Below are 19,357 nucleotides of genomic sequence, written 5' to 3'. Positions count from 1 at the left end.
TGTGAAAGCGCAACTCAAAACGTATACAATTCTATTTTTTATTTGCATAATAACTACTCATCACCGTTACAAAACTCACAATGGTTATTGTGCTCAACGGCATGATAATAGCTGCAACCAAAGGCAATAAATTACCTGTAATAGCAAACGATAATCCCACTACATTGTACAATAAAGAAAGTGCAAAACTCATTTTGATAGTCGTAATGGAATTCTTGGATAATTTCAAGAAATAGTTCAATTTTTGAAACTCACCAGCATCCAAAATAGCATCACAAGCCGGTGAAAAAACATTCACATTTTCAGAAATTGAAATCCCAACATTACTTTGTGCCAAAGCTCCGGCATCGTTCAATCCATCGCCAACCATCATTACATTTTTACCCTTGTCCTGCAAATTTTTAATAAATTCTAATTTTTGTTCCGGTTTCTGATTGAAAATCAATTCCGTGCCTTTCGGCAAAAGTTGTTCAAGAGTGTCTCGTTCACCTTCATTGTCGCCAGATAAAACCTTGATTTGATAGTTATTTTTTAAACTTTTAAAAAGCTCTTCAAGTCCTTCTCTATATTGATTATTGAAAATAAATTTCCCATAATAAACATCATTTATCTTTATGTGAACCGAAGTTTGCTGAATGTTAGTCTCTTCTTTTTTATCTACAAAAGCTGCAGAACCTATTTTAATTTGGTGGCCAAAAATCTGTGCTTGGATTCCTTTTCCGGTAATTTCTTCAAAAGCATCTACTTTCAACTTTTTGGTGTCATTTTCTGATTTATTTTGTAAAATTGGAATTGGCAAATAATCATACAACATTCGGCTCAAAGGATGGTTTGAAGCCCGAAGCACATTTTTTATCAGCAACAAATTCTCATCGGAAAGAACGGTTCCTTCATAGGAAATATTCGATTTTTTATTGGTGGTAATCGTTCCTGTTTTATCAAAAACAATCGTATCAACTTTTGCTAATTGCTCAATAACCAAAGCATTTTTGAGATAGAATTTCTGTTTTCCTAAAGTACGTAATACGTTCCCAAAAGTGAATGGTGCTGTCAATGCTAAAGCACAAGGACAAGCAACAATAAGCACTGCTGTAAACACATTGAAAGCGGTATTGGCATCAATAAAAATCCAATAGCCGAAGCCTGCAAAAGCAATCAATAATAAAATAGGTGTAAAATAACGGCTGATGCTATCGGTAATCGTTTTGTGTTTTTGCTCCACATTTTTTTGGAACACATCATTACTCCATAATTGCGTCAAGTAACTTTGGGAAACAGAATGTAATACTTCCATCTCGATTACTTTCCCTATTTGTTTTCCTCCGGCAAATACTTTATCACCAGAATGTTTCGTAATAGGAATTGCTTCTCCCGTGACAAAACTATAATCGATTTCAGCTTTTTCCGAAATTAGAATCCCATCAACCGGTATGAGTTCTTGGTTTCTGATAAGTAATCGATCGCCTTTTTCAACTTCGTAAATCGCAACGCTTTCCTCTGATAAATCAGGATTAATTTTGGTAATTGCTATTGGAAAATAGGATTTAAAATCCCTTTCGAAACTCAAAAAACTATAGGTTTTGATTTGGAACATTTTCCCCAAAAGCATAAAGAAAATCAATCCGGTTAAGCTGTCGAAAAAACCGGAACCGTAATCCATGACGATATCAAACGTACTTCGCACAAACATTACAACAATCCCTAAAGCAATAGGAATATCGATGTTGAGCATTTTGGTTTTGATACTTTTATACGCCGAAACATAATAGCCACTCGCCGAGTAAAAGAAACTGGGTAACGCTAAAGCAAAAATCAACCAGCGAAAAAAGCCACGGTATTGGTCTAACCAATATTCTTTTACTTCAAAATATTCCGGAAACGAAAGCAACATGATATTTCCAAAACAAAAGAAAGCAACGCCCAGTTTATACGTTAAACTTCTATCGACATTATTGCTTCCCGTTTCATAGTTTTCTAAACTGATGTAGGGTTCGTAACCGATGGAGCTCAACAAATAAACAATCGTTTTGATAGAAACTACTTCTGGATTGAAAGTGATTCGGACTCTTTTTTCAGGGAAATTAACCTGAGAAGTGCTTATTCCTTTTTGAAGACGCTGTAGATTTTCCAGAATCCAAATACACGAGCTACAATGAATATGAGGAATGTTAAGTGAAATAATTGCGGTTGAATTTTCTTGAAATTCCAAAAGTTTGGATACAATACTTTCATTGTCTAAAAAATCATATTTACCATTAATGTCTTGCGGGGTTGCTCCAGGGGATTTTTCAAAATCATAATAACAAGTCAAATCATTCAGACTAAAAATTTCGTAAACGGTTTTACAACCATTGCAACAAAAATTTTTTGTGTCAAAAATAATTTTTTCTTCTACTATAATATCTAACCCACAATGGAAACAGTTTTGTGTGTCCATAACTTTGCTCATTTTACCTTGAACAAAGGTCATTAATCGAATGAGTTAAAAATATGATATTTGTCATATTAAATAGTTAGTTTTGTAGTACCAATAAATCACAAACAATATGAGCAAATGCGAACAATGTATCGTCAGAGAATTTAGCTCTTTAAAAGCACTTACTAAAGAAGAATTACTAAAACTTTCTGACTGTAAAACATCCCATATCATTAAAAAGGGGGAGGTTATATTTGAAGAAGGAGAAAATGTAAATGGCATTTATTGTATAAAAGATGGTGTTTGTAAACTGACTAAACTCAGTGCAAATGGTAAAGATCACATTGTAAAATTGGTTACAAAAGGTGAATTATTGGGACAACGTTCCATGATTAGTGATGAACCGGTAAATCTAAGCGCCGTAGCTCTTGAAGACATGCAAGTTTGTTTTATTCCAAAGTCAGAAGTGATGGGATATTTTGACAAAAACAATCAGTTTTCGATGAATGTGATGAAAACTATTTGCGGTGACCTAAAAGAAGCCGATGGTCATATGGTGAATTTAGCCCAAAAAACAGTCAAAGAAAGATTAGCCGAAACGCTTCTTTATTTACACAATACCTTTGGAAAAAACGAGGATAATTCGTTAAAAATACAACTTTCCAGAGATGAACTAGCCAGTATTATTGGCACTGCGACTGAAAGTTGCATCCGTTTACTTTCTGATTTTAATAAACTAGGACTTATTGAATTGAATGGAAAAAAAATAACCCTAAAAGACATCAACAAACTAAAAAAATTAGCAGATTAATTCCAATTCACTTTAGTCTTTCTTATTCATCACAAAATAATACACCGGAATTCCCAACGCCACAATACACAATCCCAAGCCTGTATTGAATGTATCATAAATCAATAAAGTGAGACAAATTGCCACTGTAACCACAATATAAAGTACAGGTACAAATGGATACCCAAACGCTTTATAAGGTCTATCTGCATTGGGTTCTTTTTTTCGAAGGATGAAAACACCCAGAATCGTCAGTATATAAAATAACAAAGACGCAAAAGTCGCATACGTTAACAAGTCTCCAAATTTTCCTGAAATACAAAGTACACAAGCCCAGATACATTGTACCCATAATGCTTTTGCAGGAACCTGATTTTTGTTTAATTCAGTTGCTTGTTTAAAAAACAATCTGTCTTTTGCCATTGCAAAAAACAATCTTCCTCCCGAAAGAATCAAACCGCTATTGCAACCAAAAGTGGAAACCATAATTAAGCCAGCCATTACAAAAACACTTACATTTCCCATAATCATACTTGCAGCCGCTGCTCCTACTCTGTCATTACCGGCAAACATGATTCCGTTACCGGCAATATCAGCAGCGTTTGGAGTTCCCTGCATTGGCAACAAAGCCAAATAAGCAACATTCGCTAAAACATAAATAATGGTAACAATCAAGGTTCCAAGAAACAAACTTCGGGGAATATTCTTTTTGGGTTCTTTAATTTCCCCTGCAATGAAAGTAACATTATTCCAGGCATCACTTGAAAATAAAGAGTTAATAATAGTAGCTCCTGCAGCGCCCAAAATTGCCATTCCTGCTAATTTTGTTACTGTAATTGTTCCGTCAGGATTCACAACTGTTTTGCTGGCTTCCCACATATTTTCGAAATTATTGGACAAAACATCCGTTTGTAAACCAACATACAATCCTAAAATAATCAATGCAAAAAGCGCAATTAATTTAGCCGAGGTAAAAATCAATTGAACTGTTTTTCCGCTTTCGACACCTTTGGTATTAATGTACGTGAGCAGTATTATACTAAAAATAGCCAACACTTTTTGGTACGAAAAAACAAAACCGGTACCAACCGTAAAAAGTGTATGATCCAGAACAGGAAAGAAGATAGCTGCATAATTAGCGAAAGTAACAGCAATTGCGGCAATAACTCCCGTTTGAATTACTGTGAAAACGGTCCAACCGTACAGGAAAGAAACTAATCTTCCGTAGGCGCGTTGTATGTAAACAAATTGTCCGCCCGCATTAGGCATCATTCCTGCCAATTCTCCGTAACTCAATGCCGCAGCGACCGTGATTAATCCCGTTACCAACCAAATCACCAATAACCAGGCAGCAGATCCAATATCTCTTGCCATAGCTGATGTAACTATGAAAATCCCGGATCCTATCATGGAACCGGCTACTAAACTCGTGGCATCAATTAATCCTAAAGAACGTTTTAACTCGGTTTTATTTTCTGGCATTGGATAATTTTATAAATGATGGTAATTTAATTATTTAATACTGAACACTATAATTTCTTCGCTTCTTCCCAAAATTGAGTTATTTGGAAATCATAGATTTCCAATTCCTATTTATTAGGAAGACGCTTTGCTTCTTCCCAAAAAACATCCATTTCAGCTAAAGTCATATCCATTAAAGGTTTTCCTAATTCTCCGGCTTTACTTTCCAAATATTGAAAGCGTTTAATGAATTTTTTATTGGTGCGTTCCAAAGCATCTTCTGGATTTACGTTAAGAAATCGGGCGTAATTGATCATCGAAAATAAAACATCTCCAAATTCGGCTTCAATTTTATCTTGATCTCCTGATTGAACCTCGACTTGCAATTCTTCCAATTCTTCTTGAACCTTATCCCAAACCTGATGCGATTCCTCCCAATCAAAACCTACTCCTTTTACTTTATCCTGAATTCGGCTTGCTTTAACTAATGCGGGTAAACTTTTTGGAACACCTTCCAAAACAGATTTTTTACCTTCTTTGAGTTTCAATTTTTCCCAATTCTGCTTTACTTCTTCCTCGTCTTTTACCACAACATCACTATAAATATGGGGATGACGGTGAATTAGCTTTTCACAGATTTCATTACAGACATCGGCCATATCAAAATCGTCCGTCTCGCTTCCTATTTTGGCATAAAAAACAATATGCAATAACAAATCCCCAAGTTCTTTTTTGACTTCGTTTAAATCATTGTCTAAAATAGCATCACCTAATTCGTAGGTTTCTTCAATAGTAAGATGACGTAACGTTTGCATGGTTTGCTTTTTGTCCCAAGGACATTTTTCTCGCAAATCATCCATAATGTCTAATAATCTTTCGAAAGCTTGCAGTTGGTTTTGTCTTGAATTCATCAGAAATGGTTTTTGGTAAAAATAAAAAAATCCTGTTCAGAAAAATAGCTGAACAGGATTAAATATTATTTTAAAATAGAATTACTCTTTTTTAGCTTTTGCTTTTTTAGCAGGAGTTTTAGTTTCTGTTGCAGGAACTTCTTCAGCAACAGCAACAAGTTCTTCAGCAGCCGGTGTTTCTTCAGTAGCAGCAGGTACTTCATCAGTAACTAATCCTTTTGCTTGCAACATATTATACCAGTTTAAAACTTTTTTGATATCAGAAGGATACACTCTTTCTTCATCATAATCAGGTAAAATTTCTTTGAAATAAGCTGTCAATGTAGCATTGTCTTCTTTATGTGAAATTGCTTGACCTTTGTTTTCCTTATCAGCAATTTTTTGCATGATTTCAGCTAATGGTTTTTCGCCTTCATACGTATAAATTGAAATTTCCGACAATAAACTCACATTACTTTTTAAGTTTACTGTGATTTTTTTTCCATCCAATAATGATTCAGCAACAAACCCAGTACGTGTTTGCACTCTTAATACATATAAACCTGGTTTCCCAGAAATGGCTAATATTTTTTCTAAATTCATGTTTTGTGTAATTATTATTAAGAATTTGACTTATTTATTTTTTCATTTAAAACCAAAAATCATACCAAGATAAAGCTGTAAAAGCTGTTTTATCTTCCTTTTTTAGCAAAAAATTTCATTCGGTAGTCTTGGAATGTTTTTCCTTCCAAAATGTTTTTCAATTTCTTTTGAATCAATCGTTTTTTTAATGACGAAATTTTATCTGTGAATAATACTCCTTCAATATGATCGTATTCATGTTGGATTACTCTGGCTATTAATCCATCAAAAACTTCGGTTTTCATTACAAAATCCTCTTCGCAATATTCAATTGTTATGGTTGGATTTCTATATACATCTTCTCTAACGTCTGGAATGCTCAAGCAACCTTCATTAAAACTCCACTCTTCACCTTCTTCTTTTATCATTTTTGCATTGATAAAAGTTCTTTTGAATCCTTTTAATTCTTTTTGTTCTGTGTCTCCTAATTCTTCATCATCGCTAAAAGGCGTCGTATCGATTACAAATAAACGAAGTGCCATTCCTACTTGAGGTGCGGCAAGTCCAACACCATAGGCATTATACATCGTTTCGTACATATTAGCAATCGTTTCTTTCAAATTAGGATGCTCTGGTGAAAGAACCTCGCCTACTTTTCTTAAAACTGGATCACCGTATCCTATAATTGGTAAAATCATTGTTTTTATATTAAGTATTATCTACTATAAACTGAAATAAGTTTCCCTTTAATTCAGTGTGCAAAAATAGTAAAAAAATAGACAATGAATAATCCTGTATTGATAATTCGCGTTTTTTTACCATTTAGGCAAAAACAGGGCAAATTATTCTTTGAATCAGTCACTCAATTCTTACCTTTGCTTGTAATCCAATTGTATGATTTACAAAATCCGAAAATTTACCGACAGCACTTATTTCACTAATGCTCTAAAAGTAACAATAGCAGCAGTTATTCCGGTTGTAGTACTTTCCTTTTTAGGCAAATTCGAAATAGGTTTTACCATCGCTTTAGGTGCTTTTTTCACTTATCCAAGCGATATTCCCAGCAATCTAAAACATAAAATAAACGGTATTCTGGTTACGGCTTTACTTGTTGCAGGTGTCAATTTGTTAGTGAATATTGTCTATCCTTATTCCTTGATTTTCTATCCTTTTTTGGCTGTATTAATTTTTCTGATTTCGATGATTTCCGTCTATGGACAACGGGCAACAATGGTCTCTTTCTCTGCGCTAATTTCAGTTTCATTGGCGTTTGCAAGTATCAATACCGGTTGGGCAATGGTCCAACACTCCCTTTTAATATTATCCGGAGGATTATTTTACCTAATGATTTCCCTCATTTTTCATTATGTAAGACCTCATCGCTATGTTGAATTACAAATTGCAGAATGCATTAAACTTACGGCTAAATATTTAAAATTAAGAGGCGATTTATGGACGATTAATACTGATAGAAAAGCAATTATTGAAAAACAATTACACCTTCAGGTAGAACTGAATACCATTCGACAAAACATAAGAGAAGTATTGATTAGCAGTCATACAACTTCTGGATCTTCCAATCAAAACCGAAAAATGTTAATCGTTTTTATTTCATTGATGGAAATTCTAGAGCTTGCATTAGCTACTTCATTCGACCATGATAAATTGCATCAAAAATTTGACGACCATCCAAAGGTCTTGTTAACCTATCAAAAACTAGCCTACAATCTTGCCGCAAGTTTAAAAAAATTGTCCAAAAGCGTACAAAACCGAACTAAATACATCTCTAAACATACTTTACGAGGTGACTTGAATGCTTTGCAACTTGCTATCACTGATTATGAAAATGATTTAGGTAAAGTTCCCGCTTCCGAAGGCGTTTTTATGCTGACCACTATGCTACAGTATGCTGAAAAACAAGTGGAGAAAATAAAAATTGTAGAACGTGCTTTTACGCTAGCCTTCAATTCACAGGATTTTAAAGAACAGGACAAAGACTTAGAGAAATTCCTGACGCCTCAATATTATCCTTTGAGCACTTTAATTGAAAATTTCAGTTTCTCTTCGACAATTTTTAGACATTCGTTACGACTAACCATAACATTATTGCTTGGTTTTATCATTGGAAACATACTGCCTTTTCATAACGTCTATTGGATTTTGTTGACTATCATAGTTATCATGCGACCTGGATATGGCTTAACGAAACAACGATCTTTTCATAGAATTTTCGGTACTATCATAGGCGGATTAATCGCTTTTGGGATTCTTTCATTGGTACACGATAACATCACAATCAGTATACTTTCTATTTTAAGCATGCTTTTAGGATTTTCATTTACCCAAATAAATTATAAAGTCAGCGCCACATTTGTGACCATGTATGTTGTTTTTATTTACGGGATATTAACTCCTAATATTGTTGATGTAGTTCAATATAGAATACTCGATACCGTTGTAGGTTCTGCTTTAGCTTTTCTTGCCAATCACTTTTTATGGCCTTCGTGGGAGTTTTTAAATATTCCGTCACACATAGAAAAATCGATTATTGCAAATCAAAATTACTTGAAAGAAATTTCGCTTTTTTACAATAAAAAAGGGACTATTTCTACTTCGTATCGTTTGGCCCGAAAAAATGCTTTTATCGAAATAGGAAATTTAATGGCTTCATTCCAAAGAATGGTGCAAGAACCAAAATCGAAACAAAAGCAATTACCACAAGTATATAAATTAGCGGTGCTGAATCATTCATTGCTATCATCATCAGCTTCGTTAGGAACATACATTCAATCGCACAAAACTACATCAGCTTCTGAAGCGTTCAATGTTGTAGTAGATACTGTCATTAGAAATCTGGATAATGCAATTGCACTTTTGAAAGAAAATGAATTATATCTAAAAGAAAATCTCGCAAAAGAAGATTTGGCCATGCGATTTACGGAATTAAAAAACATTAGAGCCAAAGAGTTAAAAGAAGGAATTCCTATTGATGAAGAAGCGTTTCAATTGAAAATGCAGGAAGCGCAATTGGTTATAGAACAATTAATCTGGTTGACTAATCTCTCTGAAAATATTTTAAAAACCACAAAAGAATTAATGGAATTTTAAAAAAGTGTTCAGTAATCAGTGTTCAGTAGATTACTGAACACCGATTACTGAACACTGTATACTAATTATTCAGTTTTAAAACAGAAGCAGTATCTTTTCTTATTTCGGCTAATAAAGCTGGATTATCATTCAAAGTCTGACCATAAGAAGGAATCATCACTTTCAATTTTTCCTGCCATTCCGGTGTTTCAATTTCATCTTTGAAACATCTTCCTATTAAATCAACCATAATAGAAACTGCGGTTGAAGCACCAGGAGAAGCACCCAATAAAACAGCTAAAGTTCCATCAGCAGTTGTGATAACTTCAGTACCAAACTCAAGTATACCACCTTCTTTTTCGTCTTTTTTTATCACTTGAACACGTTGTCCTGCACGTTCTAATTTCCAGTCTTTAGATCTTGCACCAGGAACATATTCTCTCAACGCATTGATTCTGTCTTTAGGAGACTGACGTACTTGCTCAATCAAATATTTTGTAAGTGGTATATTTTTAATTCCTGCAGCAAGCATCGGAATGATATTATCCGGTTTTATGGATAAAGGCAAATCAGAATACGAACCATTTTTTAAAAATCGAGTTGAAAAACCTGCAAAAGGTCCAAAAAGCAGTTGTCTTTCTCCATTTATCATTCGGGAATCAATATGTGGTACAGACATTGGTGGTGCACCCACACTCGCTTTTCCATATACTTTTGCCTGATGTTTTGCAATCACTTCAGGGTTAGTGCATTTTAACCACTGTCCACTCACAGGGAAACCGCCATAGCCTTTTCCTTCGGGAACGTTTGCTTTTTCTAATAACGGTAATGAACCGCCACCAGCACCAATAAAAACAAATTTGGTATATGCTTTTCTTTTTTGGCCTGTAGCCAAATCAGTAATTTTTATTCTCCACGATTTATCTTCACGTTGTCTCAATTTTTGAACTTCGTGATTAAAATACATCGTAACTCCGTCCAATTTAGTCAAATAACTAAAAATATTTCGGGTTAATTCCCCAAAATTCACATCGGTACCAATAGCCATTGAAGTTGCTGCAACTTTCTCAGATTCATTTCTACCTTCCATAACCAAAGGCATCCATTCTTTTAATTGCGTAAAATCAGTGCTGAAAACCATTTGTTTAAAAAGAGGATTCGAATGTAAAGCCTCAAATCTTGTTTTAAGGTATTCTACATTTTTTTCTCCCCAAACAAAACTCAAGTGAGGAATACTTTTAATGAAATTTTCAGGTGATGAAACTTTATTCTGTTGCACTAAATAGGCCCAAAATTGTCTGGAAACCTCAAAAGATTCCGCAATACCGATTGCTTTTTTAGGGTTGATGCTTCCATCTTCACTTTCTGGAGTATAATTAAGCTCACAAAAAGCAGAATGTCCAGTTCCGGCATTATTCCATGCATCAGAACTTTCGGCAGCAGCCATATCTAATCTTTCGTATATTTCAATCTTTATATCTGGTTGTAACTCCTTTAGGATTAAGCCAAGAGTGGCGCTCATTATTCCAGCTCCTATAAGAACTACATCACTTTGCGAACGAATGGTTGTATCGGGCATAACAAAATTTTAAAGTGCAAAGATACTTTATATATGCAAAAAAAATGTAACAAATTATTGTTAAAAAGTAAGGAATTTCAAATCTATTTTGGTCAGTTGACCAGCTTTGCAGTTGGATTTTTAAAACATCTTCCGAGTCAAATAATCCTGAAGCATTATCGTTGCCGAAATCTCATCGATAAGTGCTTTATTTTGACGCTGTTTCTTACTAAGCCCGCTGTCAATCATGGTTTGAAAAGCCATTTTTGAAGTAAACCGTTCATCTACCCGAATGACTTTCATATCCGGAAAATGATTGGTAAAATGCGTTACGAAACCTTTTATGATGGAAGCACTTTCTGAAGGTTCTCCATTCATTTGTTTAGGCTCACCAATAAGAACAGCCTCAACTTTCTCTTTGGAAAAATAATCCTTCAAAAAAGCGATTGCAGTTGGAGAAGGAATGGTTGTTAATCCCGAAGCTATAATTTGCATTTCATCGGTAACGGCTATTCCTGTTCGTTTTTGTCCGTAATCTATGGCGAGAATTCTTGGCATTTGTATATTTTTTTCAAAGGTAACTATTTTAATTTTCCAATTCTTAGCAACAACGGAAAAGTCACTTTCTTATCGCTTTTTTGCCAAGAAGTTTTCAAATCATCGTAAATCAAATCTATTGGGTTTTTATTGTTTTTCGAAATATAATGCTGCGTCGCTGACCATGTTTCCAAATATCCTATAAGTTCCTCAAAAGTCCATGTTAACTTATTTTCGAAAGTTTCCGTAACAATTTCATTAAATGGAAATGGTATTGTTTTGTAATTTTCATCCAAGTATTTTCGCTCGGTATCCCAATATGGACCTACTATACTTTGATAGAAATCTTGCACTATCTTATCCGAATCCGCATTGGTCGAAAACAAACCATACCCCAGAACGGCAAAGATTCCATCTGGTTTTAAGATTCGGTAAATTTCTTTGTAAAACAAATCAAAATCAAACCAATGAACTGCTTGGGCAACTGTGATTAAATCAAACTCCTGATTTTTGAAAAAGGTGTTTTCTGCAGCGGCTACTTTGTAAATTATATTTTCCGTTGGAATCGCATTGTTAAGTTGGTTTTGACTAATATCAATTCCATAAATCGTTTCAAAAAAACTCGAAAGTTTTTGTGCGACTTGTCCATTTCCGGTAGCAATATCTAGCGCAACCCCTTTATTTTTGACAAATGAAACCAAATAATCAATCATTGCATCTGGATATTGTGGTCGAAATTTAGAATACTCAGCAGCTTGTTTGGAGAAATTATCTTTCATATTTGAATGATTTTCATTTATTCCTCAAATTTACAACATTTGAAAAACATTAAATATACTATAAGTTAAATCTGTAACATTTTTCAAATCAATTTGCGTTTTTGATTTTAGTTAAAAAACATATCTTTGTCAAAAATCTAACTAAAATGAATCCATTACAAACAATTATAGAACAAGCTTGGGAAAACCGTGCCTTGTTGCAAGAAACTACAACAACTGATGCTATCAGAGAAGTTATTGAATTATTAGACACTGGAAAATTACGTGTTGCTGAACCGGTAGGTGAAGGATGGCAGGTAAACGAATGGGTAAAGAAAGCGGTTGTGATGTATTTCCCTATTCAAAAAATGGAAACTTTAGAATCTGGAATTTTCGAATACCATGACAAAATGTTGCTAAAAAGAGGCTATGCCGAAAAAGGAATTCGTGTAGTCCCTAATGCTGTAGCGCGTTACGGTGCTTATATTTCTAGTGGTGTTATTTTGATGCCAAGTTATGTAAACATTGGTGCTTATGTTGATGAAGGAACTATGGTAGACACATGGGCAACTGTAGGAAGCTGTGCTCAAATTGGTAAAAATGTACATTTAAGTGGCGGTGTTGGTATCGGTGGTGTACTTGAGCCTTTGCAAGCTGCTCCGGTAATTATCGAAGACGGTGCTTTTGTTGGTTCTCGTTGTATTGTTGTAGAAGGTGTACACGTTGGGAAAGAAGCCGTTCTTGGTGCCAATGTTTGTTTGACTGCCTCTACTAAAATTATTGATGTTACAGGAGAAACTCCAGTTGAAATGAAAGGGTATGTTCCTGCTCGTTCTGTTGTAATACCTGGAAGTTACACTAAAAAATTCGCTGCCGGTGAATTCCAAGTACCTTGTGCGTTAATCATTGGAACACGTAAGCCTTCGACAGATTTGAAAACATCATTGAATAATGCTTTACGTGAATATGACGTAGCGGTTTAATACCTCTTAAAATAAAAAATTATTGTATATTCCTCCCTTAAACGGGAGGTTTTTTATATTATGAAAATACTAGTTATACAACAAAAAATGATTGGTGATGTTTTGATAAGCAGCATTTTATGCAATAATCTTCGCACTGCTTATCCTGAAGCTCAAATTGATTATTTGGTGTATGCATCAACAACTCCTGTATTAGAAGGCAATCCTAATATTGATACCATTATTTTATTTGAGGAAAAACACCGCAAAAGTAAAAAAGAATTCTTGAGTTTAGCGCTGGAAATACGAGCTACAAAATATGACATAATCATAGACGCTTATTCTAAACTCGAAAGCTGGCTCATTGTTTTTTTAAGTGGTGCCAAAAAGAAAATATCTTACGAGAAGAAAGGACGAAAATTTTTATATACCAACAACATCCCTTATCAAGCTGCTCCAAAAACTAATTTTGGCTTAGCAATCGAAAGACGACTGTCATTATTAGATCCTTTAGAACTATCCATCCCAATTGATCCGTTCCCTAAATTATTTGTTACCAATGAAGAAAATCAAAAAGCCATTGCACTTTTTGAAAAACACCAATTGAAAAAAGATAGAAAAACAGTAATGATCAGCCTTTTGGGAAGTGAAAAACTCAAAACATATCCGCTGGAATATATGGCAAAAGTTATTGATACAATTGCCGAAAATAAAGATGTAAATATTCTGTTTAATTATTTTCCAAAGCAAATCAAGGATGCCAAAACTATTTTTGAGGCTTGTAAATCTTCAACACAAGAAAAAATTTATTTTGAGTTATTAGGTGGTGATTTAAGATCGTTTATCGCCATTATGAATCAATGTGATGCAATTGTTGGAAACGACGGCGGAGCAATAAATATGGCCAAAGCACTCGACAAACCAACGTTTACGATTTTTTCCCCATGGATAGAAAAAGAAAGCTGGAGCACATTTGAAGACGGAATAAAAAACAAAGCCATTCATCTAAAAGACTACAAGCCTGACGTTTTTAAAGCAAAATCCAGAAAAGAATTAAAAAACAACAGTAGTTATTACAATCAATTTACGCCCGAATTATTTCATGCTGAATTGGTGTTGTTTTTAAAGAATAATTTTAGCTAATATCTTAATAAACTACGCTCAAAACAGTAACTCTATCCTTTGTAGGCGGAATAAAAGTAAATACCTTTTAAATGTTAATCATTTAAACTATTTTTGAAAACACATAATTTAACACAAATGAAAATAATTATTCTGGCAGCAGGTATAGGCTCTAGACTTGGAAATCCATTTCCTAAACCATTGACTTTACTTCAAAATGGAAAAAGTATAATGGAAATACAAACAGAAAACATTACATCTAAATATGATATTGACGATATTAATGTTGTTGTCGGTTTTAAGAAAGATTTAATCATGGAACGTTTTCCTGAGTTAACTTATATCTATAATCCGTTTTTTGACCAAACAAACACTTCAAAAAGCTTGTTGCGTGCTTTAAAAAAATACAAAAATGAATCTGTTTTATGGTTTAATGGCGATGTGGTTTTTGATGACTTAATATTAGACATCCTTCATCCACATATTGAAGCTAATGAATCATTTGTAGCGGTGAATACGAGCAAAGTTGCTGACGAGGAAGTAAAATACACTTTGAAAGACAATTACATTGATAAACTTTCTAAAGAAGTAAAAAATGGATTGGGTGAAGCTGTAGGAATAAATTTCATTTCTTCAAAAGACATAAAATCTTTTATAAAAAGATTAGAAGAATGTGATGATAATGACTATTTCGAAAAAGGATTAGAGATGGCAATTGAGCACGATGCTATTTGCGTGAAACCTATCGATATCTCAAAATATAGCTGCATAGAAGTTGATTTTACTGAGGATTTAGAAAATGCAAATAAAATATTTAGTTAAACTATGAGATGTATTCTTTTTTGTCAAAACAATTATGCTTTTGGAATTCTTGAACCGATAAAAGCCTATCTCGAAAATAACGGACATGATTATATTTGGTATGTAAACGACAAAATAAGTGCCGATTTTCCGTTTAAAAATGAAAAGAATACATCGTCTATAACTGAATTAGAAAACTATAAAAGTGATGCCATTTTTGTTCCCGGAAATGAAGTACCTCACTATTTAAGAGGCTTAAAAGTTCAAATATTTCATGGTTTAGCAGGAGAGAAAAAAGGACATTTTAGAATACGCCATTATTTTGACTTATACTTAACCCAAGGTCCTTACTTTACAGAACGATTTAACAAATTTAAATCGGTTCATAAAGACTTTGATGTTATTGAAACCGGTTGGCCAAAATTAGATGTTTATGGAACCGACAAATCCGTTTTTGAACAAGAAAGAAAAGAATTGCTTCAAAAGTATAATGCAAAAAAAATACTGCTTTACGCACCGACATTTTCTCCAAAACTGACTTCTGCTCCATTTTTAGTAGAGCAAATAAAGTCCTTATCCAAAAATAAAGAGTATTTAATTTTATTGAAATTTCATCCATTGATGGACGAGTCTTGGATTCAAATCTATAAAGATTTAGCCAATGAAATCCCTAATATAATTTTTGAAACAGAAAAAAACATTATCAAATTCTTATTGATTTCAGATGTACTAATCAGTGATACGTCCTCTGTAATTTATGAATTTCTATTACTAGACAAGCCTGTTATTACATTCAATAACATATCAGATAATATACTTTGGCAAAATAGTTCCAACTATACTGAACTTATACCATTAGTTGAGAAAAACCTTAATGAGGATCCATATTCAAAAGAACGCAAATTCATTTTTGAAAATTACCATCCTTATAATGACGGGAAATCAGCGAAAAGAATGGTTGATGCCGTAGCCGATTATATCAAGAAAAATGGAGTGCCAGAAAAACGTAAACTTTCAATATTGAGAAGATTTAAAATCAACTCCATTTTCAAAAAATAGTGCTGTAACAAAGAAAAACTGTCTAAAAAACATGTCATTAAGTGCCTTAATCATAACCTATAACGAAGAACACAATATTGCATCTGTTATAGAGAATTTGGATATAGCTGATGAAATTATCGTTGTAGATTCCTTTAGCACTGACGAAACTACAAAAATTGCAGCCACTTACAATAAAGTAACAGTTGTACAACACCCTTTTGAGAATTATGCCACTCAGCGAAACTATGCCATTAGTCTGGCTAAGAATTCCTGGATTCTTTTTTTAGATGCTGACGAAAGGTTAACTCCAGAACTAAAAGAGGAAATACTGGAGGTAATTGAACTGAGAGAGGCGCATTCGGCGTATTATTTCTATCGAAATTTCATGTTCGAAAACACCAAAATACGATTTAGCGGTTCCCAAAGCGATAAAATTTTCAGGCTTTTCAAAAAAGAAAATGCACATTATAATTTAGATAAAATTGTACATGAAAAATTAATTGTTACTGGAAAAACTGGAAAATTAAAGAACAAATTAATCCATTATTCTTATAGAAATTATTCCGATTACAAGCAAAAAATGATTTTTTACGGAAAATTAAAAGCTAAAGAAGAGTTCAAAAAAGGAATTAAACCTACTTTTTTTCATTTTTACATCAGACCATTGTACCTATTCCTAAATAAATACATCTTTAGATTGGGTTTTTTAGATGGCAAAAACGGAATTGTTATTTGCTATTTGAAAGCATTTAGTGTGTATACGCGCTTTCAGGAATTAAAGAAAATGAATTCAAATCGCTAAGATTTCCAAAATTTAAGTTTCTTTTTTAATGTCTTTTTACGGGCAAATTTACCCTGAAACTCATTAGTTGCATACCACATTTTTTCGAAAATTAAACTGCTGGATTCTGAATAATGTTTAGAATATTCATCACTCATTATTGCAATCATTTCTTTCTTTGGCGTGAGCCTGCTCAAATTTTTCATGCGCTGATCAATATCCATTGTTTTATGAAAATTCATTCGGTTTAAATCTACCAAATAGAAATTATATTGATTTTCAGCTGTCTTTTTAATTAAAGTATTTCCTGGTGAATGGTCTAAAAATTCAATTCCCTTTTGATGCAAATCGAAAGAAAATTTAGTAAACTGACGTAAAATATTTTCAAAATCGAGATAATTAGAATCATTTACCAATTCTCTGAAAGTCAAATCGGCCTGGAGATGTTCGCTGATATAATAACTATCTGTCAAACCCAACCAATTATAATTTTCAAAATAAGCTATTGGTTGTGGCGTTCCTATTCCGTTTTCGAGCAATTTATTCGCATATTCGTAGGAACGTCTGGCTTTAGACTTTCTAAAATACTTGTAAGCAATTTTATTAATTAGATTTGGGATTTTAAACGATTTGATATTAATCGTTAAAGAGTCTAAATCAAATAATTTTATTTTGTTTCGTTTTCCATCACCAAAAAGGATTCCTGTCATATCAAAATTTTGAATACAACTCGATAATTTTGATTTATGGTTAAGAAAATGAGAATGAATATTTATTTGCATCAATACAATAATAAGAGTAAACAAAAGTAGGTATTGCTTTTTATTTATCCAATTTAAGGATTACCATATATCCAATAATAATTTTATTAAAAAAAATCTCCAAATAAAAATAGCTAGTATACCGAATAACTAAAAAATCTATTTCAAATACTTATCTATTCCATTTAAAACTCTTACCGTTCTATTTGCAATAGTATCCTTTTGTATTTTATCATTTAATTCAAAATGATCTTTTGAACTTATTTTATGAAAAATATGATAAACAATTCCAGCATAACGAAGTCTTTTAGCTTTTATATGATTGTTTCCAAGTCGAATGGCTAAATCCGAATCTTCCCTTCCCCAACCTTCAAAGTCTTCATTATAGCCATTGACCGCTATAAAATCATCACGCCAAAACGAAACATTACAACCTCTAAATTTTTTAGAAATTCCTTCATGTGATTTATATAGTCTTGACAAGAATGGAATATGCAAGGTTCTAGTTCTATTTTTAATTTCACTAGAAAGAAAATTAAAATAGATTTTCTTGGTTTTAAAAATTTTCCCAACAGCAGTAGGAAGTATATTCACACGAGAGCCATATAAATACATGCCTTTTTCTGCAAAGCTTAAATGATCCTTCACAAAATTAGGATGCAAAATACAATCTCCATCAACTTGAATAACATAATCAACATTAGTTCCTGCTATAGCTTTATTCAAAATTTTTGCTTTCCTAAAACCTTTATCTGTTTGATGAAAATGAAGAATCGGAACACTACTTTTAAGTTGAAGTTCTCTTATAAGCTCTTCTGTCTCTTTGCCAGAACCGTCATCAGCGATAAGAATCTTATTAGGTAAATCCGTTTGCGATAAAGCACTAATCATAACTAAACGAAGTGCTTCTGGCCAATTATATGTAGAAATTAAAAGTGCTGATGTCATTTTCAATTGTTGGAATAAATTAATTTAAATTTTGATTTTCTAATTAATTAGAAGCTAAATTTTAGCCTTCTAAATTTAAAATTATGCCAAAATAACACTAAATATTAATTTAAATAGCTTGAATTATCAAATGTTCTAAAATTAAAGTAAAAAAACAGGAAAAGGATTAATCACACTTCGAAATATATTTGGATTGCAAAGCCCAAATGAAGTATTTTTACACTCTGGAAATTACACTAGTTTTATTGAACTGAAACTTAAAATCTCCACAAAAATAAAAATATGGAAAATATAAACGAAGAAGTTCACAAAGCCTACGAGGTCATAAAAGAAGGCGGAATTATCCTGTACCCTACCGATACCGTTTGGGGAATTGGTTGTGACGCAACAAATCCTGAGGCTGTTGCCAAAATATACAAACTCAAGCAAAGAGCCGAAACCCAAAGCATGATCGTTTTGATGAATGGTGAAAAAATGATGTACAATGTTTTCAAAGACATTCCCGAAGTTGCTTGGCAAATCATTGACTTATCCGAAAAACCAACTACTTTAATACTGGACAAACCCCGAAATGTTGCTCCCAATATAATCTCTACAGATAACTCACTAGGAATTCGCATTGTGAAAGAACCATTTTGCTTCAAATTAATGGAAAAGATGAAAAAACCATTGGTTTCGACATCTGCAAATATTTCAGGTCAACCCACTCCTATAGCCTTCAAAGATATTAGCCCGGAAATTATAAAAGGTGTGGACTATGTTGTAAATTTGCACCGTGAAAAAATCGGTGGAAAACCGTCAACAATAATAAAATTAACGAATGATTCTCAGGTGAAAGTGATTCGGAAATAGATTGCAGTAT

18 protein-coding genes are annotated in these 19,357 nt (G+C 33.1%); 8 read left to right on the top strand and 10 right to left on the bottom strand.

Annotation, left to right across the window (positions count from 1 at the left end; translation table 11 throughout):
• Positions 1-31: 31 nt before the first annotated feature.
• The gene (locus tag C8C87_RS04930; RefSeq protein ID WP_121343292.1) at positions 32-2,437 is read right to left on the bottom strand and encodes a heavy metal translocating P-type ATPase metal-binding domain-containing protein; all 2,406 of its coding nucleotides are present in this window, start codon (positions 2,435-2,437) and stop codon (positions 32-34) included.
• Positions 2,438-2,546: 109 nt separating this feature from the next.
• On the opposite strand from C8C87_RS04930, the gene C8C87_RS04925 reads away from it, so the two are divergent.
• Positions 2,547-3,227 carry a Crp/Fnr family transcriptional regulator gene (locus tag C8C87_RS04925; protein ID WP_121341647.1) on the top strand — a complete coding sequence of 227 codons (681 nt, stop codon included), beginning with the start codon at positions 2,547-2,549 and terminating at the stop codon, positions 3,225-3,227.
• 12 nt (positions 3,228-3,239) lie between these two features.
• Here the strand turns inward: C8C87_RS04925 and C8C87_RS04920 are convergent, their stop codons facing one another.
• The 4 genes from C8C87_RS04920 to def all read right to left on the bottom strand — a co-directional run bounded on the left by C8C87_RS04920 (position 3,240) and on the right by def (position 6,837).
• Entirely contained in the window at positions 3,240-4,688 is a 1,449-nt protein-coding gene (locus tag C8C87_RS04920) for an APC family permease (protein WP_121341644.1), read from the bottom strand.
• A 107-nt stretch (positions 4,689-4,795) separates the two neighbouring features.
• Complete coding sequence (gene mazG / locus C8C87_RS04915; RefSeq protein ID WP_121341641.1) at positions 4,796-5,578, bottom strand: nucleoside triphosphate pyrophosphohydrolase; 783 nt, start codon at positions 5,576-5,578, stop codon at positions 4,796-4,798.
• A gap of 81 nt (positions 5,579-5,659) precedes the next feature.
• Positions 5,660-6,160, bottom strand: coding sequence for a DUF5606 domain-containing protein (locus C8C87_RS04910; RefSeq protein WP_099715871.1), 501 nt, complete (start codon positions 6,158-6,160; stop codon positions 5,660-5,662).
• A gap of 89 nt (positions 6,161-6,249) precedes the next feature.
• Positions 6,250-6,837 carry a peptide deformylase gene (gene def, locus C8C87_RS04905; RefSeq protein WP_121341638.1) on the bottom strand — a complete coding sequence of 196 codons (588 nt, stop codon included), beginning with the start codon at positions 6,835-6,837 and terminating at the stop codon, positions 6,250-6,252.
• A gap of 196 nt (positions 6,838-7,033) precedes the next feature.
• Here def and C8C87_RS04900 point away from each other — a divergent pair, with 196 nt between their 5' ends.
• Entirely contained in the window at positions 7,034-9,247 is a 2,214-nt protein-coding gene (locus C8C87_RS04900) for an FUSC family membrane protein (RefSeq protein WP_121341636.1), read from the top strand.
• A 61-nt stretch (positions 9,248-9,308) separates the two neighbouring features.
• Here C8C87_RS04900 and C8C87_RS04895 read toward each other — a convergent pair whose 3' ends face one another.
• The 3 genes from C8C87_RS04895 to C8C87_RS04885 all read right to left on the bottom strand — a co-directional run bounded on the left by C8C87_RS04895 (position 9,309) and on the right by C8C87_RS04885 (position 12,100).
• Positions 9,309-10,805 (bottom strand): malate:quinone oxidoreductase, encoded by a 1,497-nt coding sequence (locus C8C87_RS04895; protein ID WP_121341633.1) that lies wholly within the window; start codon positions 10,803-10,805, stop codon positions 9,309-9,311.
• Between the two features lie 120 nt (positions 10,806-10,925).
• Positions 10,926-11,342 (bottom strand): Holliday junction resolvase RuvX, encoded by a 417-nt coding sequence (ruvX, locus tag C8C87_RS04890; protein WP_099715875.1) that lies wholly within the window; start codon positions 11,340-11,342, stop codon positions 10,926-10,928.
• Positions 11,343-11,365: 23 nt separating this feature from the next.
• Entirely contained in the window at positions 11,366-12,100 is a 735-nt protein-coding gene (locus C8C87_RS04885; protein WP_121341630.1) for a class I SAM-dependent methyltransferase, read from the bottom strand.
• Between the two features lie 146 nt (positions 12,101-12,246).
• Here C8C87_RS04885 and C8C87_RS04880 point away from each other — a divergent pair, with 146 nt between their 5' ends.
• The 5 genes from C8C87_RS04880 (at position 12,247) to C8C87_RS04860 (ending at position 16,807) form a co-directional block, all read left to right on the top strand.
• Complete coding sequence (locus C8C87_RS04880) at positions 12,247-13,062, top strand: 2,3,4,5-tetrahydropyridine-2,6-dicarboxylate N-succinyltransferase (RefSeq protein WP_099715877.1); 816 nt, start codon at positions 12,247-12,249, stop codon at positions 13,060-13,062.
• Positions 13,063-13,122: 60 nt separating this feature from the next.
• Positions 13,123-14,184, top strand: a complete 1,062-nt coding sequence (locus C8C87_RS04875; protein ID WP_121341627.1) for a glycosyltransferase family 9 protein — start codon at positions 13,123-13,125, stop codon at positions 14,182-14,184.
• A 117-nt stretch (positions 14,185-14,301) separates the two neighbouring features.
• The gene (locus C8C87_RS04870; protein ID WP_121341624.1) at positions 14,302-14,985 is read left to right on the top strand and encodes an NTP transferase domain-containing protein; all 684 of its coding nucleotides are present in this window, start codon (positions 14,302-14,304) and stop codon (positions 14,983-14,985) included.
• A 3-nt stretch (positions 14,986-14,988) separates the two neighbouring features.
• Complete coding sequence (locus C8C87_RS04865; protein ID WP_121341621.1) at positions 14,989-16,023, top strand: CDP-glycerol glycerophosphotransferase family protein; 1,035 nt, start codon at positions 14,989-14,991, stop codon at positions 16,021-16,023.
• A gap of 31 nt (positions 16,024-16,054) precedes the next feature.
• The gene (locus tag C8C87_RS04860) at positions 16,055-16,807 is read left to right on the top strand and encodes a glycosyltransferase family 2 protein (protein WP_121341619.1); all 753 of its coding nucleotides are present in this window, start codon (positions 16,055-16,057) and stop codon (positions 16,805-16,807) included.
• Here the strand turns inward: C8C87_RS04860 and C8C87_RS04855 are convergent.
• Both C8C87_RS04855 and C8C87_RS04850 read right to left on the bottom strand, forming a co-directional pair.
• Positions 16,804-17,496, bottom strand: coding sequence for a lipopolysaccharide kinase InaA family protein (locus C8C87_RS04855; RefSeq protein WP_369869770.1), 693 nt, complete (start codon positions 17,494-17,496; stop codon positions 16,804-16,806). The two genes, C8C87_RS04860 and C8C87_RS04855, sit on opposite strands and share 4 nt — an antisense overlap.
• A 210-nt stretch (positions 17,497-17,706) precedes the next feature.
• Positions 17,707-18,495, bottom strand: coding sequence for a glycosyltransferase family 2 protein (locus C8C87_RS04850; protein WP_121341614.1), 789 nt, complete (start codon positions 18,493-18,495; stop codon positions 17,707-17,709).
• Between the two features lie 282 nt (positions 18,496-18,777).
• Here C8C87_RS04850 and C8C87_RS04845 point away from each other — a divergent pair, with 282 nt between their 5' ends.
• On the top strand, positions 18,778-19,347 hold the full coding sequence (locus C8C87_RS04845) for an L-threonylcarbamoyladenylate synthase (protein WP_121341611.1): 570 nt from the start codon (positions 18,778-18,780) through the stop codon (positions 19,345-19,347).
• Positions 19,348-19,357: the final 10 nt, after the last annotated feature.

It is taken from the genome of Flavobacterium sp. 120, from assembly GCF_003633605.1.
Lineage (GTDB): Bacteria > Bacteroidota > Bacteroidia > Flavobacteriales > Flavobacteriaceae > Flavobacterium > Flavobacterium algoritolerans.
Note: the sequence above shows the minus strand (reverse complement) of the source record. Positions and strands in the feature narration are given on the sequence as shown.

Bases quoted from the DNA above. Each gene is read 5' to 3' on its own strand.
- C8C87_RS04895 (WP_121341633.1), bottom strand. From the start codon at position 10,805: ATGCCCGATACAACCATTCGTTCGCAAAGTGATGTAGTTCTTATAGGA.
- C8C87_RS04845 (WP_121341611.1), top strand. From the start codon at position 18,778: ATGGAAAATATAAACGAAGAAGTTCACAAAGCCTACGAGGTCATAAAA.
- C8C87_RS04860 (WP_121341619.1), top strand. From the start codon at position 16,055: ATGTCATTAAGTGCCTTAATCATAACCTATAACGAAGAACACAATATT.
- C8C87_RS04925 (WP_121341647.1), top strand. From the start codon at position 2,547: ATGAGCAAATGCGAACAATGTATCGTCAGAGAATTTAGCTCTTTAAAA.
- mazG (WP_121341641.1), bottom strand. From the start codon at position 5,578: ATGAATTCAAGACAAAACCAACTGCAAGCTTTCGAAAGATTATTAGAC.
- C8C87_RS04865 (WP_121341621.1), top strand. From the start codon at position 14,989: ATGAGATGTATTCTTTTTTGTCAAAACAATTATGCTTTTGGAATTCTT.
- C8C87_RS04930 (WP_121343292.1), bottom strand. From the start codon at position 2,437: ATGGACACACAAAACTGTTTCCATTGTGGGTTAGATATTATAGTAGAA.
- C8C87_RS04910 (WP_099715871.1), bottom strand. From the start codon at position 6,160: ATGAATTTAGAAAAAATATTAGCCATTTCTGGGAAACCAGGTTTATAT.
- C8C87_RS04855 (WP_369869770.1), bottom strand. From the start codon at position 17,496: ATGACAGGAATCCTTTTTGGTGATGGAAAACGAAACAAAATAAAATTA.
- C8C87_RS04885 (WP_121341630.1), bottom strand. From the start codon at position 12,100: ATGAAAGATAATTTCTCCAAACAAGCTGCTGAGTATTCTAAATTTCGA.
- ruvX (WP_099715875.1), bottom strand. From the start codon at position 11,342: ATGCCAAGAATTCTCGCCATAGATTACGGACAAAAACGAACAGGAATA.
- C8C87_RS04900 (WP_121341636.1), top strand. From the start codon at position 7,034: ATGATTTACAAAATCCGAAAATTTACCGACAGCACTTATTTCACTAAT.
- C8C87_RS04850 (WP_121341614.1), bottom strand. From the start codon at position 18,495: ATGACATCAGCACTTTTAATTTCTACATATAATTGGCCAGAAGCACTT.
- C8C87_RS04920 (WP_121341644.1), bottom strand. From the start codon at position 4,688: ATGCCAGAAAATAAAACCGAGTTAAAACGTTCTTTAGGATTAATTGAT.
- C8C87_RS04875 (WP_121341627.1), top strand. From the start codon at position 13,123: ATGAAAATACTAGTTATACAACAAAAAATGATTGGTGATGTTTTGATA.
- C8C87_RS04880 (WP_099715877.1), top strand. From the start codon at position 12,247: ATGAATCCATTACAAACAATTATAGAACAAGCTTGGGAAAACCGTGCC.
- def (WP_121341638.1), bottom strand. From the start codon at position 6,837: ATGATTTTACCAATTATAGGATACGGTGATCCAGTTTTAAGAAAAGTA.
- C8C87_RS04870 (WP_121341624.1), top strand. From the start codon at position 14,302: ATGAAAATAATTATTCTGGCAGCAGGTATAGGCTCTAGACTTGGAAAT.